Genomic DNA, 14,948 nt, shown 5'->3' on the forward strand with positions numbered 1-14,948 from the left:
CGTCGACTCGCCCTTCCAGGAGATTTCCGATGTCCGCCGCCAAGACCGTCGCCATCCCCAACGACATGAGCGCCTTTTGGATGCCGTTCACCGCGAACCGGCAGTTCAAGGCGGCGCCGCGCCTGCTGGTGGCTGCCGAGGGCATGTACTATCGCAGCCACGACGGCCGCCAGGTGCTGGATGGCATGTCGGGCCTGTGGTGCGTCAACGCCGGCCACGGCAGGCCCCGCATCGTCAAGGCGGTGCAGGAGCAGGTGGCCGAGATGGATTTCGCGCCGCCCTTCCAGATGGGTCATCCCAAGGCCTTCCGGTTCGCCTCCCGCCTGATCGAACTGATGCCCGACGGGATCGGCCACGTGTTCTTCTCCAATTCCGGCTCCGAGGCGGTGGAAACCGCGCTCAAGATCGCGCTGGCCTATCACCGCCAACGGGGCGAGGGAGCGCGCACCCGCCTGATCGGCCGCGAGCGCGGCTATCACGGCGTCAATTTCGGCGGCACCTCGGTCGGCGGCATGGGGCTCAACCGCGCCGCTTTCGGCAACCTGGTGGCCGGCGTCGATCATCTGCGCCACACCCACGACCTGGCCCGCAACGCGTTCTCCTGCGGCCTGCCCGAACACGGCGCCGAGCTGGCCGACGACCTCGAACGGCTGGTCCAACTGCATGGCGCCTCGACCATCGCCGCCGTCATCGTCGAGCCGATGGCCGGCTCGACCGGCGTTCTGCTGCCGCCCAAGGGGTATCTCAAGCGCCTGCGCGACATCTGCACCCGCCACGGCATCCTCTTGATCTTCGACGAGGTGATCACCGGTTTCGGCCGCCTGGGCGCGCCCACCGCCTCGGAAGTGTTCGGCGTCACCCCCGACATCCTGACCATGGCCAAGGGCCTCACCAACGGCACCGTGCCGATGGCCGCCACCTTCGTCAGCGACACCATCTACGACGCCTTCATGACCGGCCCCGAAAGTGCCGTCGATCTGTTCCACGGTTATACCTACTCGGCCCACCCGCTGGCGGTGGCGGCCGGGCTGGCGACGCTGGACACCTATGCCGAGGAGGGCCTGCTGACGCGGGCCGCCGAACTGGCGTCCTATTGGCAGGACGCCATCCACACCCTGAAGGGTTTGCCGCACGTCATCGACATCCGCAATTTCGGCCTGGTCGGCGCCATCGAACTGGAAAGCCGCGCCGACGGTCCCGGCAAGCGGGCCTATGCCGCCTTCGTCGCGGCCTACGAAAAGGGCCTGCTGGCCCGCATGGCCGGCGATGTGCTGGTCTTCGCGCCGCCGTTGATCATCTCGAAGGCCGAAATCGACCGCCTGTTCGCCATTGTCGGCGAGGTTCTCGGGACCCTGGATTAAACCCGTCCTGGAGATTTCGGGGACACCATACTTAATTCGCGAAAAGACATTGCCACTCGTGCGCAGCGAGTGGTGAGATGGTGTCCTCGAAATCCGGTTGCGCTTCTTCCGCTTTCAACTTCTGCAACTTATGGTACCATCCATCCGGCTTGTCGCGGTGGTGTGGGGGAGGTGTCTTCGCCGCCGCGGGAAGGAAAACCGGGAGCGCCGAAAGAATCGCGGCACCCGGCAAGGAATAACAAACGGGTGATGGGGGCGTTTTGGTTTTCCTTCCTTGCGGGCGGACGATCGGGGCCGCCATGGTGTTGGCGCTGGGCGCCGCAAGCCAAGCCGAAGCGGCCGGGTTCTACATCAAGGAGATGAGCGTTACCGGTCTCGGCCGGGCTTTCGCCGGGGCGCCGGCGGCGGCCGACGACGCCTCGACCGTGTGGTTCAATCCGGCCGGCATGAACAGCCTGGAGCAGAACGAGGCGGCGGCCAACCTCCACATCATCTCGCCGAAGGCCGAATTGACCGATACCGGCAGCCGGAAATCCAACGGCGCGGTCTTCGTGCCGCTGAACGACCCCAACACCTATCAGCCCTATGAGCCGACGCCGGTTCCCAACCTGTTCGGCGTCCTGCGCGACGTCGATCGCGGGCTCAGCCTGGGCGTGGGGGTCACAGCCCCCTTCGGCCTGGCCAACGACTATCCGGAAACCTGGTTCGGACGCTTCGATTCCATCAAGACCGAACTGACGACCGTCAATTACAGCTTGGTTGCCGCCTTCGATATCAACAAGCACATCACCATCGGCGCCGGCATCGACTACCAGACTGTCGACGTCGTCCTGACCAGCATGAAGAACCAAATCGGCGTGGGCGAACTGCATTCCAAGCTGGAGGGCGACGACGGCACCTTCGGGTTCAACGTCGGTCTGTTGGCGAAGATCACGCCCGATACCCAGGTCGGGCTGACCTATCGTACCGGCTTCACCCACGATGTCGAAGGGACCGCCACCGTCCGCTCCGCGTCGTCGTCGGGCGCGATCCTAAGCCAGTACGCGGCGCAGGCCGACCTTGGCCTGCCGGCGCTGGCCTCTTTCGGGGTCAAGCACCGCCTCAACGACCAGATCACGATTCTGGGTGACGTCAGCTACTACAAGTGGTCGGCCTTCGACGCCATCAAGGTCTATCGGGTCTCCGACGGGGTGCTTCGGGAAGACATCATCCAAAACTACCAGGACACGGTTTCCCTGGGCCTGGGCATGGACTACGCGCTCAGCGACGCCGTGACCCTGCGGGCCGGCATCCAGTACGACCCGACGCCGACCCGCGATGGTTACCGCACCTCGCGCACGCCCGACGGCGACCGCACCTGGATCAGCGGCGGCCTGACCTATCGCTTCTCGGACAGTATTCTGGTGGACGTGGCGCTGACCTATATCCACATCGTCGAATCCACCATCAACGTCGACCGGTCGGCTTCGGCAGGCACCGCGACGACGGCCATCGTCAATGCCGATATCGAGGGCTCCGTCGCCATCGGCGCCATCGGCCTGCGCTATCAGTTCTAACGGTTGGCCTGCTTGAGCGTGATGGCGCCCAGCGTTGTCAGCGTCGTCAGCGACCCGGTGGCCGGACCCTTGATCAACGACCACACCGCGGCCTTCTCGGTGAACAGGTCCTCGGCCGACAGGCAATCGACCGGCAGCACGATCTTGAATTTGCGCTGGGCCGCCCCGGCCGCCGTGTGCAGGACGGCGCCCTGCGCCGCCGTGCCGCAGGCGATGACGGTGTCGATGCCGCGATCCTTCAGGATCTTCTCCAACTCGGTGCCGAGGAACTTGTCGACGCTGGCCTTCACCACCGGCTCGCCCGAATTGATGGGCTTGACCGGCGGCAGGATGGTGTCGACCGAGCCGGCGCCGGTGGTGCTGTAGACGACCGGCATGCCGGCGTCGCGCGCCTTGAGCAGAAAGGCGGCGATGGGGGCCACGGTATCCAGGCAGCGCGGCCGGCGTTCGGCGTTGCAGGTGCGCTGCTCGATGTCGAGAATCAAGAGCGCGGTCGTGTGCGCGGCAAGGGTGGGGGCCGCCAGTTTGGGCGTTTCGGGCGACGGCACGGCGTTCCATTCCTCGATGACGGTGCCGGCCGCCGCCGGAGAGGCGGCCAGCGCCAGAACGGCGCCGGCGGCCAAAGCGCGGGCCCGAATGTTCCGCACGACCATATCGGTTTCTCCTTTCCTGTCTTGAGCGGTCCGGCGGTTCGTTCGCCGAACGTGGCGCGATTACGGAACGGCCGCATATCGCGCTTTGATTGTGAGGTGAACAAGCGCCACCCGCCAAACGAAACGGACGCACCGCCGCCGGTCAACCCAGGCGCACCGCCACGCACAGCCTGATCATACCATGGCCGAACAGTTTTTTCTTGCAACCGTCGAAGGGAAGACCCATGTCGGCTTTTGCTCTTTTCGCGAGTTGGTCGATGGACTCGACGACCCGCGAGTTGTTGCCAAGCCTATCAGGCGCGAAGGGCAATGGCCGCCACGGGCGGCCCCAAACCAAGAAGAAGTCCATAACAGGGGGGGCGGACCTCGCAGAGGTCACGGCTCTCGAAGGCAGGAGGAGCGTCGACAAGCCGAACGACGCAACGTGACCACGTGGAGGTTTCGCATGTTGAAGAAAAGTCTGATTTCGGTCGTCGCTGTTAGCGCTATCTTCATGGCCGGCGCCGCCAGCGCCGACACCGCCGGCAAGCGTATCGCCCTGTCCAACAACTACGCCGGCAACTCCTGGCGACAGGCCATGCTCAAAAGCTGGGACAAGGTGACCGGCAAGGCCGTGGCCGACGGCATCGTCAAGGAGGCGCCGGCCTTCACCACCGCCGAGAACCAGGCCACCGAGCAGGCCGCCCAGATCCAGAACCTGATTCTCCAGGGCTACGACGCCATCGTGCTCAACGCCGCGTCGCCGACGGCGCTCAACGGCGCCGTCAAGGAGGCCTGCAGCGCCGGCGTCACCGTGGTTTCCTTCGACGGCGTGGTGACCGAGCCGTGCGCCTGGCGGATCGCCGTCGACTTCGCGAAGATGGGCGAGGTCCAGCTCGACTATCTGGCCAAACGCATGGCCGGCGGCGGCAACCTGCTGGAGATCCGCGGCCTGGCCGGCGTCTTCGTCGACGACGAGATCCACAAGGGCATCGCGGCCGGGGTCAAGAAGTACCCGCAGTTCAAGATCGTCGGTTCCGTGCACGGCGATTGGGCCCAGACCGTCGCCCAGAAGAACGTCGCCGGCGTGCTGCCCAGCCTGCCCAAGGTGGATGCGGTGGTGACCCAGGGTGGCGACGGCTACGGCGCCGCCCAGGCCTTCAAGGCCGCGAGCCGGCCGACGCCTTTGATCGTCATGGGCAACCGCCACGACGAACTGACGTGGTGGAAGCAGCAGAAGGACGCCAGCAAGTATGAAACCATGTCGGTTTCCATCGCTCCCGGGGTGTCGACCCTGGCCTTCTGGGTCGCCCAGCAGATCCTCGACGGCAAGCAGGTGCCCAAGGACATGATCGTGCCGTTCCTGCGCATCGACCAGGAGAACCTGGAGCAGAACCTGGCCAATACCGAACCGGGCGGCGTCGCCAACGTCGAATATTCGCAGGCCGACGCCCTCAAGGTCATCGCCTCCGCCAAATAGTCGGCCCGTCAACCCGTGCCATCCGGCCGCGCCCGTCGCGGCCGGATGCGGAGGCAAAGTCCCCTTCATGCAAGCGACCAGCCAACGGCTCATCCGTCTTAAGGACGTGGCGAAGAGCTTCGGCCCCGTCCATGCCCTGGCCGGCGTCGACCTTGCCGTCGATGCCGGCGAATGCCTGGGGCTGGTCGGGCACAACGGCGCCGGCAAGTCGACGCTGATGAACGTGCTGGCCGGCACGCTCGCGGCCGACGCCGGAGAGATCGTCGTCCACGGCGAAAGGCGAACGCCCTACGACGTCGGGCTGGCGCACCGGCTGGGCATCCGCTGCGTCTTCCAGGAACTGTCGCTGTGTCCCAACCTGACGGTCGCCGAGAACGCCAGGATCATCCATCCCGGGCTCAGCGGCTGGGGCTGGCGCAGGCGCGCGGCCGGCCTGATCGTCGCCAAGCTGGACGAGATCTTCCCCGGGCACGGCGTTCGCGCCGACGACATCGTCGGCGACCTGTCCATCGGGCGCCGCCAGATGGTCGAGATCGCCCGCGCCTTCACCGTCTCCGAGGTGCCGGTCCATCTCGTCATCCTGGACGAACCGACCTCCTCGCTCGATTCCGTCTCGGCCGAGCAGCTTCTCTCCTTCGTGCGCAAGGCGGTGGCGGCAGGGCAGGGCTGCATCCTGATTTCCCATCTGCTGGGCGAGGTGCTGGACTGCGCCGACCGCATTGTCGTCATGCGCGACGCCAGGGTGGTGGCCTCGCGCCCGGCCCGCGAGATGACGCGCGACAGCCTGGTCGCCGCCATGGGCGAGGTCGGAGGCGCGCGCGCGATGGCCGACCGCCCAAGCACGGTGCACAGGCGCGATGCCGCGCCCATCCGCGTGCGGGCCCGGCCCCGGCGGGGCGGCCGCCACGAACTGGTGGCGCACGAGGGCGAGGTCATCGGCCTGGCCGGGCTGGCCGGGCACGGCCAGACGGACGCCCTGATCCAGATCTACCGGGGCAGCCGGCGGCGCGTGGCCGACACCGTCGTCGTCGGCCCCGTCGCCCTGGTTCCCGGCGACCGCCAGACCGACGGCATCTTCCATCTGTGGTCGATCGGCCAGAATATCGGCATCCGTTCGCTCGCTCGCATGAGCCGTCGCGGCCTGATCGATCCGGCCCAGGAAAGGCGGCTCGCCGAGGAATGGCGGCGGCGCATCAACATCCGCACGCCGGACATGGCCAACAACATCCTGTCGCTCTCCGGCGGCAACCAGCAGAAGGCGCTTTTCGCCCGGGCGCTGGGTTCGGATGCCGAGATCGTGCTGATGGACGATCCGACGCGCGGCGTCGACGTCGGCACCAAGCTGGAAATCTACGACATGATCCGCGACGAGGCGGCCAAGGGCCGCACCTTCCTCTGGTACACCACCGAGATGGAGGAACTGGCCAACTGCGACCACGTCTACGTCTTCCGCAACGGCCGCATCGTCGCCGACCTCGCCAAGGACCAGTTGAGCGAGGAGAAGGTCCTGCAGTCGTCGTTCGAGGAGACCGCCTGAGCATGCTCGCCACGCTGACCAGCCGCCGCTTCCTGCGCAGCGCGCTCCCGGCCGTTTCGCTGGTCATGATCCTGCTGCCGATCTTCTACATGCAGCCCCGGACCATGAGCTATTTCGGCCTCAACCTGCTGCTCAACCTGGCCATCCCCATCGCGCTCGCCACCATGGCCCAGATGTTCGTGCTCACCGTCAACGACCTCGATCTTTCGATCGGCAGCTACGTCAGCCTGGTCGCCTGCATCGGCGCCACCTGGCTGCAGCAGACGCCATTGCTTGGTGTCGCCGCGCTGTTGGCCTGCATCGTCGTCTATGGGCTGCTCGGTGCTCTCGTGCATGTGCGCAACCTGCCCTCCATCGTGGTGACGCTCGGCATGTCGTTCGTCTGGCTGGGGCTGGCCGTGTTGCTGCTGCCGACGCCGGGCGGACAGGCGCCGGGCTGGATTCGCGCCATCATGACCTTGAAGACGCCGATGGTGCCGTTTCCCTTCCTGGCCGCAATCCTCATCGGCGTCCTCGTCCATTTCGGGCTGATGCGCTCATCCTACGGTGCCGTGCTGCGCGGCGCCGGGGGCAATCCGCGAGCCGTGGAGCGCGCCGGTTGGTCGGTGCTGCGCACCAAGGTGACCATGTACGTGCTGGCCGGCGTTTTCGGCATGCTGTCGGGGCTCTCGCTGGTCGGGCTGACCACCTCGGCCGACGCCAACATCGCGCTGCGCTATACCCTGCTGTCGATCGCCGGGGTTATCCTGGGCGGCGGCGAGTTCGTCGGCGGCCGGGTATCGCCGATCGGCGCCGTGCTGGGCACCGTGACCCTGGTGCTGGCCGGCTCGTTCCTGTCCTTCATGCGCATTTCGCCCGACTGGCAGATCGGCGCCCAGGGCGCCATCCTGATCGTCGTGCTGGCCTTGCGCGCGCTGATCAACCGGCGGGAGGGGGCGGCATGAACGGGCTCGCCAAGGGGGTGCCGCGGGCGCTGCTCGAAAAGGCCTGGCTGGGATCGTTCCTGGCGGCGGCGGCGGTGTGGGCGGCGGCGATGATCTATTCCGGCGGCCAGGGCGGCGGCCAGATGCTGGGGGCGGCGCTTTCCTTCTCCACCTTCTTCGTCATCGTCGGCATCGGCCAGATGCTCATCATCGCCACCGGGCCGGGCAACGTCGACCTGTCGATTCCCGGCACCATCGCGCTGACCGGCGCCATCGCCATGAAGGTGATGGCCGGCGAGGATTCCCTGATCGCCGTCGGCCTGGCGGCCTCGCTCGCCGCCGGCGCGGCGGTCGGCGCCGCCAACTACGGTCTGATCCGCGTGCTGCGCATCCCGCCGATCATCGCCACGCTGTCCTCCAACCTGCTGGTGCAGTCGATGGCCATCGCCTACGGCCGGGGCCTGCGCGTCAAACCGCCGCCGGCCTTCGCCGACTTCACCACCGCCACCGTCATGGGCGTGCCGGTGCTGGCCCTCTGCGCCGTCGCATTTGCCGCCGTCATGGCGGTGGTGCTGGCCCGCACGGTGTTCGGCCGCTCGGTGCTGGCCATCGGCCAGAACATGCGGGCGGCCTGGTTGGCCGGCGTCGCCGTCGATCGCACCCGCTTGCTGACCTATACGCTCAGCGGCCTGTTCGCCGGCCTGTGCGGGGCTCTGCTGGCCGGCTTTTCCGGGGGCTCCTCGCTCGACATGGGGATGGAGTACCTGCTGGCCTCCATCGCCGTGGTGGTCATCGGCGGCACCTCGGTCGCCGGCGGCAAGGCCAACGTCCCCGGAATCTGGGGTGCGTCGCTGTTTCTGTTCCTGCTGCTCACCATGCTCAACACCTTCGGCGCCGGCGCCGGGGTGCGCCTCGTCATGACGGGGCTTATCATCATCGCCGTCATCACCATGGCGGGCGGCGACAAGCCGGCCCGCTGACGGACGGAGGAAAGGAGGCCCCATCATGCCGCTCGGCCAGGAATTCGAATTCATCGACCCGCGCTTCCGCGACCTGACGGTCCCCATCGCCTGGGTCGAGCGGCTGTTCGACGGCTGCCGCTGGGCCGAAGGTCCGGTATGGTTTGCCGACGGCGGCTACGTGGTGTGGAGCGACGCCCCCAACAACCGCATGCTGCGCTGGATTCCCGAGCGCGGCGTCGACGTTTTCCGCGCCGCCTCCAACTTCGCCAACGGCAACACGCGCGATCGCGAGGGCCGGCTGGTCAGCTGCGAGCACGGCACCCGCCGGGTCACCCGCACCGAATCCGACGGCACCATCACCGTCATCGCCGAGCGCTACAAGGGCCGCCGCCTCAATTCGCCCAACGACGTCGTGGTCAAGTCCGACGGCACCGTGTGGTTCAGCGATCCCAACTACGGGATCATGAGCAACTACGAGGGCTTCAAGGCGGACATGGAGCAGGACGGTTGCTACGTCTTCAGGGCCGATCCGGCGCGCGGCACGCTCGACGTGGTGGCCGACGATTTCGTCAAACCCAACGGGCTGGCCTTCTCGCCCGACGAAAGCCTGCTCTACATCGCCGATTCCGGCGCCTCGCACGATCCCGACGGGCCGCACCACATCCGCGTCTTCAGGGTCGGCAAGACGGGCAAGCTCAGCGGCGGGCGCGTCTTCGCCGAGGTCAGCCCCGGCCTGCCCGACGGTTTCAGGCTCGATACCGACGGCAACCTGTGGACCAGCGCCGGCGACGGCGTCCACTGTTACGCGCCGGACGGCGCCCTGCTGGGCAAGATCCACATTCCCGAAACGACCGCCAACGTCGCCTTCGGCGGCCCCCGGCGCAATCGCCTGTTCATCGCCGCCACCACCTCGCTCTATGCCGTCTTCGTCGGCGTCACCGGCGCCCAGCGGCCGTAGGCGAGGCGGTCAGGGCGTGTGGAAGAGGGTGCTGGTCTCGGCCAGGCCCATCAGCACGAACTGCACGGCCAAGGCGGCGATCAGGATGCCGACGATGCGCGAGACCACGTGCACGCCGGTGATGCCCAGCACCCGCTGCACCTGTCCGGCCACCATCAGCAACCCGAAGGTAATGCCCAGGTTGGCGGTCAGCGCGCCGACCACTACGGCCATGTGAACGACGTCGCCGTGCGCCTCGGCCATCAAGAGGATGACCGCGCTGATGGCGCCGGGCCCGACGATAAGGGGCGTGGCCAGCGGAAACACCGAGATGTCGGGCCGCCCGGCCGCCTCGTGGTCTTCCTCGCGGGTGGTCGAGGTGCCGCCCGACGGGCGGGCGAACACCATGTCGACGGCGATCATGAACAGCAACAGGCCGCCGGCGATGCGCAGCGCCGGCAGCGAGATGCCGAACAGCGCCAGCACCGTCTTGCCGAACAGCACGAAGATGAGAAGCAGGACGCTGGCCACCAGGATGCCCTTGATGACGGTGGCCCGCCGCTCGGCGGCGCCATAGCCGGCGGTCAGCGCTGCGAAAGCGATGGCCACGTCGAGCGGACCGATGGTGGCGAAGAAGGTGGTGAAGGCGATCAGCGCGGTTTCGAACATGGAACACCCCGGCGGCCGGCGGCCGGCCGGTCCGAGCGGATCTTACCGGCCGGGGGCGGCGAAGGAAACCCTTCCGTCCCCGCGTGCGCGCCCGCCTACCCGCCCGGGGGGCGGGCCGGCCTGGCTGGATCGCGCGCGGTCAGCGACCGGCGGAGGGGCAACTCCACATGGAAGGTGGTGCCCTTTTCAGGGACGCTTTCGAAATGGATGGCGCCGTCAAGGGCGTCGACGATGGCCTTGGTGATGGCGAGGCCCAGCCCGGTTCCCTTCGGGCGGCTGGTGCCCTGGGCCTGGGTGAATTTCTGAAAAACGTGGGGACGGAAGTCGTCGGGGATGCCCGCGCCGCTGTCGCTGATGCTGTAGCGGACGGTATCTTGGGTGCGGCCGAGATGCGCCCGCACGGTGGCGCCGGGGGGCGAAAACTTGACGGCGTTGGACATCAGGTTGCCGAGGGCCTGGCGGAGCCGCCGGGGATCGCAGGTGATGACGGGAGACGCCTCGATGGCGGTTTCGATGGTCACCTGGCGATCGGCGGCGAAAGTCCGCAGATCCTTGCAGGTCTCGGTCAGCAGGGGGCCGGTTTCGACCGGTTCGAAGGAAAAGGCCAGCTTGCCGGCCTCAAGCTTCTGCATGTCGAGGATGTCGTCGATAAGCTGGCTCAGGACGATGGCGTTGCGATGGCCGATGGTCACCGCCTGGGTGGCCTTTTCGGGCAGGGCGCCCAGGACGCCGGCGTGCAGCATGCCGAGCGCGCCGCGGATGGAGGTCAGCGGCGTGCGCAGCTCATGCGTGACGACGGAGACGAATTCGTCCTTCACCATCATGAGCTTGGCTTGTTCCGCCGCCTCCTTCATGGCCGCTTGCAGCGCGATGCGCAGCTCCATCTCGTCGATGGTAAGGCGGGCCATGTCCTCCAGCAGCTGGTGGTGGCTCGGGGAAAGCGCGCGGGGCCGGCGGTCGATGACGCACAGCGTGCCCAGGTTGAAGCCGTCGGGCGTGCGCAGCGGGGCGCCGGCGTAGAAGCGAAACGCGGAGCTGCCGCTCACCAGGGGATTGGCCGAGAAGCGGACATCCTGGGTGGCGTCTTCGACGACCAGGACCTGGTCGGAGAGGATGGCATGGGCGCAGAAGGCGAGATCGCGGGGGACCTCGGCGAGGTCGATGCCTCGCCGCGCTTTCATCCACTGGCGGTCGCGGTCGATCAGGGAAACCGCGGCGATGGGCGCGCCCATCGTTTCGGCGACGATGCGCGTGATGCGTTCGAACGGCTCTTCGGGCGGGGTGTCCAGGATGTTGTAGGCGTGAAGCTTTTGAAGCCGGGACTCTTCGTTCCCGGGGCGTGGTGCGGTGCGCATGGCTCTACGGACGGTGCGAAACCGTCTTCCCAGTCTGCACCTCCCCCAGCGCGAGGTAATGCCATGTCGCGATTCGGGTCAATCGAAATCTGTCGGCGGCCCCGGCGGTCAGTCGTTCAGCCCAGCGAGCCGAGACGGGCCGGTTTCGTGCCGGAGGCGTGGGCGGCCTGGGCGAGAAACAGCTCGGCGGCGGCGAGCGCATCGGCCAGCGCGTTGTGGGCGCGGTAGCGCGGCAGGCCATAGCGGGCGCGCGTAGGCCCCAGGCGCAGATCGCCGTCCCCCGTCTCGCGGCCCTCGATGATGAGCGCGCGCCGCTCCAGCGCCAGGGTGCAGATGAAGGGGGCGGTCAGCGGCCGGCCGTACAGGCGCCGGCAGGCGGCGCTCAGGAACTGGCGCTCGATACGGGCGTGGTGGGCGATCGCCACCCGCCCGGCCAGGGCGGCGAGCAGGCGGGGCAGCATCTCGGCCAGGGGCGGCGCCGCCGCCAGGGCGCCGTCGAGGAGGCCGTGGATGACCGCCGTTTTGTCCGGTACCCGGCCCAGCGGGCGGACCAGGTGGTAGGCGGCCCCGGCCAGCCGGACCCGGCCTCCGGCAATCGGCACATAGCCGATGCTGAGGATTTCGTCGGTTTCGGGGTCAAGCCCGGTGGTTTCCAGGTCGATGGCCAGCAGGTCCGCCCGATCGTAGGGGGTGGCGGGGGCGGGGACGTCGTGGCCGTAGTAGTCGCGCAACGGCCCCGGCGGAGCGCGCCAGGCCAGCCAGCGGCGGCCGAGGGAAAAGGCGGAGAGGGGACGCATGCTCAAATCGCCCGGCCGGATCAGAACCGGGCCGTCTGATAGGTGTCGGCCAGCACCGCCTGGGTCGATTTGACGACCGCGAAGGCGTCCTTCAAATGGGTCCGCTCGAAGCTGGAAAGGTCGCCGGGTTCGAGGAAGTTGTTGGCCTCCTGGCCCTGGCGGATCATGCGCGCCTGATGGCGGATGCGCATCAGGCTGATGAATTCGAAGGCGTCGCGCAGGTCGGCGGCGCTGTCGGCGCTCAGCGCCCCGGCCTGATGCGCCGCCTCGAGCCGTTCGCGGGTGTTGACCGCGGGCACGCCGGCGGCCAGCGCGAAGACGCGGGCGATATCGACGATGGGGCCGATGCCGGTGTGCTTGAGGTCGAGCATGCGGTCGTGCTGGCCGCCGCGGATGAGCACGAGGTTGCGGAAGAATCCGAGCGGCGGGTGATGTTGCACGGCGTTGCTGGCCATGTAGCCCTGGAAGATGCGGTTCCGGCGCGTGTGTTCCAGGATCGTCGGCTGCAGGGCTTCCATAAGCGATGCCTCGCCGTGGACCTGCCGCAGATCGAAGAAGACGCTGGAAAACAGCAGGGCCTTCGGTTCCGGCTGCTCGATCCATTGCAGGAAGTAGCGCGTCCAGCGGGCCAGCGGCTGGCGCCATTCGTCGGTCATCGCCATCATGCCGCCCGGGCAGTAGACATAGCCGCAGGCGGCCAGCCCGTCGCAGACGAAGTGGCTGAGATCGTGGAAATAGGCGCCGTGCTTCGTGGCGTCGTAGGCATCGTCGAGCACCAGGACGTTGTCCTGGTCGGAGCGCGCGGTCTGCTCGTGGCGCCCCTGCGAGCCGGCCGCCAGCCAGGCGTATGGCACCGGCGGCGGGCCCAGCCGGCGCTCGGCCAGTTGGATGAGGCGCACGGTCGCCGCATCGGTCAGGGTCGAGACGACGTGGCCGATGTGGTGCGCCGTGGCGCCCGATTCGGCCAGGTGGAGGACCAGTTCCGGCAGGTGGGCCAGAACCCGGGCGAGGCCCTCCGGCGAGGTCTGCTTGTGGACGTCGCCGGCCAGGAAGATGGTCGAGGTGGTCTGCGTCTCGACGAGGTTGGTGGTGGTGATGCAGCCGGCGATGGCGCCGTCGCGCACCACCGGCAGATGGTGGACGTTGTTGCGGGCCATGGTCAGCAGGGCGTCGAAGCCGTAGTCGTCGGCCCCGATGCAGATGGGATCGCGCGTCATCACGCGCCTCAGCGGGGTGTCGGCGTCGAGGCCCTCGGCGGCCACCCGGATGCGCAGGTCGCGATCGGTGAAGATGCCGTCGAGCCGGCCCTCCTCGGTGACCAACAGGCAGGAAACCCGCTCGTCGCGCATCCGGATCGCCGCTTCGCGGACCGAGGCCGTGGGGCCGATGGTGACCGGCGGGCGGGACAGCATGTCGCCGACCCTGACGCCGAGCAGGTTGATTTCCCGCCGGCTGTCGGAAAGGTCCAGCGAAGCCTTCAGGCGGCCGCCGCCCATCGGCGCGAAATAGTAGTCGACTTGGCGGTGGGTCTGGCGCAGGCGCTCGAAGGCCGCGGCCGGCAGCAGATAGAGCAGGCTGTCCTCGATGGCGACGCTGCGGTTGATGGCGGTGCCGCCACGCAGCAGGCTGCGCACGCCGCAGAAATCGCCCTCGCCGAGGCGGGCCAGAAGCTGGCCGTCGGCGTCGTGGGTTTCGATGGCGCCCGAGCGGACGATGTGGAGGAACTCTACCTTGTCGCCAGGTTCGATCAGGCGGTTGCCCTTGCGGGCGTAGCGGATATCGATGGTCCGCACGACGTCGTGCAGCTTGGCGGCGGGCAGCAGGTCGAACGGGTGGTGGGCGGCGAGGAAGTCGCGGATCTCGGCGAGTTCGGCGTCCATGGCGTCGTCCCCTGCGTTACCGATCGGCGGTCATGCCGGCTGCACGGCGCCCAGCGCACGCAACTCGGCGACCACCGCCGGGCCGTCGATCTGCTGTTCGAACTCATGGGCCAGTCCGACCATCAGGAATTGAACGCCGGCCACCGCCGCCGGCTTGTCCGGCTTGCGCAGGCGTTCGTGAATCGGCAGGGCGTCGAAAATCCGCCCGCCCGCCGTTTCGGCGATCTCGCGGATCGCCTTCGCCGGCGCCGCCTGGTGCTCCTGCAGGCGAACGCGCAGGGCCTCGGTGTCGGCCGCCCAGCCGTGCGGCCGGTTGGCGGGCGCCGGCTGAGCGGCCAGGATGTCGCCGTGCAGGCGGAGGAGGCCGCGGGCCAGTTCCTCCGGGTGGTTTTCGGCGAGCGGCCGCAGATGGGCCTCTGCTACCAACACGAGATCGGCAAGCACGGCGGCATAGCCTTCCCAGATGGCGGCATCGTAGGCGTCGGCGAACATCTTTTCCCTGATCAGCTCGTAGATCGGCAGGCTCGTCTTGACCAGACAATAACCGACGATTGTTTTCTGGCTGACCAGGGAAGCGTTACGGTCGAGGAAGGCCGCCAGCGAAGCTGCGGACGCCACCTTTTTTACACGTTTCTGCCGAAGCAACCCCTTGAACATGCTTTTCTTTACCTCATGTACAACCGGCACACCCGTGGCGGTTGACGGATATTGCATGTGAAATATGATAATGATAGTCTCTAATGCAAATAACTATAATTACCGACAATGGGGCAACTTCACGAGGCGGGGCAACCGCTAACTTCCGCTTCAGTCGACGGCACGGCCACGAATGATTATGCCGCCGTCGACGGGGGATCTG

Annotated in this window: 13 protein-coding genes; 7 read left to right on the forward strand and 6 right to left on the reverse strand. The window is 67.6% G+C overall.

Annotation, left to right across the window (positions count from 1 at the left end; translation table 11 throughout):
* The first annotated feature begins 29 nt into the window (after positions 1-29).
* Both ODR01_RS09920 and ODR01_RS09925 read left to right on the forward strand, forming a co-directional pair.
* A complete protein-coding gene (locus tag ODR01_RS09920; protein ID WP_316977486.1) occupies positions 30-1,361 on the forward strand; it encodes an aspartate aminotransferase family protein in 1,332 nt (443 codons plus the stop codon).
* A gap of 299 nt (positions 1,362-1,660) precedes the next feature.
* Positions 1,661-2,917 (forward strand): OmpP1/FadL family transporter, encoded by a 1,257-nt coding sequence (locus ODR01_RS09925; protein WP_316977487.1) that lies wholly within the window; start codon positions 1,661-1,663, stop codon positions 2,915-2,917.
* On the opposite strand, the gene ODR01_RS09930 is transcribed toward ODR01_RS09925, so the two are convergent.
* Positions 2,914-3,570: a cysteine hydrolase family protein gene (locus ODR01_RS09930; RefSeq protein ID WP_316977488.1), complete on the reverse strand. Its 657-nt coding sequence runs from the start codon at positions 3,568-3,570 to the stop codon at positions 2,914-2,916. The two genes, ODR01_RS09925 and ODR01_RS09930, sit on opposite strands and share 4 nt — an antisense overlap.
* A 445-nt stretch (positions 3,571-4,015) precedes the next feature.
* Here ODR01_RS09930 and ODR01_RS09935 point away from each other — a divergent pair, with 445 nt between their 5' ends.
* The 5 genes from ODR01_RS09935 to ODR01_RS09955 all read left to right on the forward strand — a co-directional run bounded on the left by ODR01_RS09935 (position 4,016) and on the right by ODR01_RS09955 (position 9,409).
* On the forward strand, positions 4,016-5,029 hold the full coding sequence (locus ODR01_RS09935) for an ABC transporter substrate-binding protein (RefSeq protein ID WP_316977489.1): 1,014 nt from the start codon (positions 4,016-4,018) through the stop codon (positions 5,027-5,029).
* A 67-nt stretch (positions 5,030-5,096) separates the two neighbouring features.
* The gene (locus ODR01_RS09940) at positions 5,097-6,566 is read left to right on the forward strand and encodes a sugar ABC transporter ATP-binding protein (RefSeq protein ID WP_316977490.1); all 1,470 of its coding nucleotides are present in this window, start codon (positions 5,097-5,099) and stop codon (positions 6,564-6,566) included.
* A gap of 2 nt (positions 6,567-6,568) precedes the next feature.
* On the forward strand, positions 6,569-7,510 hold the full coding sequence (locus tag ODR01_RS09945; protein ID WP_316977491.1) for an ABC transporter permease: 942 nt from the start codon (positions 6,569-6,571) through the stop codon (positions 7,508-7,510).
* Complete coding sequence (locus tag ODR01_RS09950) at positions 7,507-8,469, forward strand: ABC transporter permease (RefSeq protein ID WP_316977492.1); 963 nt, start codon at positions 7,507-7,509, stop codon at positions 8,467-8,469. The genes ODR01_RS09945 and ODR01_RS09950 overlap by 4 nt, the downstream gene beginning before the upstream one ends.
* A 25-nt stretch (positions 8,470-8,494) precedes the next feature.
* Entirely contained in the window at positions 8,495-9,409 is a 915-nt protein-coding gene (locus ODR01_RS09955; protein ID WP_316977493.1) for an SMP-30/gluconolactonase/LRE family protein, read from the forward strand.
* A gap of 9 nt (positions 9,410-9,418) precedes the next feature.
* Here the strand turns inward: ODR01_RS09955 and ODR01_RS09960 are convergent, their stop codons facing one another.
* The 5 genes from ODR01_RS09960 to ODR01_RS09980 form a co-directional block, all read right to left on the reverse strand.
* Positions 9,419-10,057 carry a MarC family protein gene (locus ODR01_RS09960; protein WP_316977494.1) on the reverse strand — a complete coding sequence of 213 codons (639 nt, stop codon included), beginning with the start codon at positions 10,055-10,057 and terminating at the stop codon, positions 9,419-9,421.
* A 95-nt stretch (positions 10,058-10,152) separates the two neighbouring features.
* Positions 10,153-11,412, reverse strand: a complete 1,260-nt coding sequence (locus ODR01_RS09965; protein ID WP_316977495.1) for a GAF domain-containing sensor histidine kinase — start codon at positions 11,410-11,412, stop codon at positions 10,153-10,155.
* A 116-nt stretch (positions 11,413-11,528) separates the two neighbouring features.
* Positions 11,529-12,209 carry an exonuclease domain-containing protein gene (locus ODR01_RS09970; RefSeq protein WP_316977496.1) on the reverse strand — a complete coding sequence of 227 codons (681 nt, stop codon included), beginning with the start codon at positions 12,207-12,209 and terminating at the stop codon, positions 11,529-11,531.
* A 20-nt stretch (positions 12,210-12,229) separates the two neighbouring features.
* Positions 12,230-14,089 (reverse strand): putative nucleotidyltransferase substrate binding domain-containing protein, encoded by a 1,860-nt coding sequence (locus tag ODR01_RS09975; RefSeq protein ID WP_316977497.1) that lies wholly within the window; start codon positions 14,087-14,089, stop codon positions 12,230-12,232.
* Between the two features lie 30 nt (positions 14,090-14,119).
* On the reverse strand, positions 14,120-14,707 hold the full coding sequence (locus ODR01_RS09980) for a hypothetical protein (protein WP_316977498.1): 588 nt from the start codon (positions 14,705-14,707) through the stop codon (positions 14,120-14,122).
* Positions 14,708-14,948: the final 241 nt, after the last annotated feature.

Origin of the sequence: Shumkonia mesophila, assembly GCF_026163695.1 — a bacterium.
Lineage (GTDB): Bacteria > Pseudomonadota > Alphaproteobacteria > Rhodospirillales > Shumkoniaceae > Shumkonia > Shumkonia mesophila.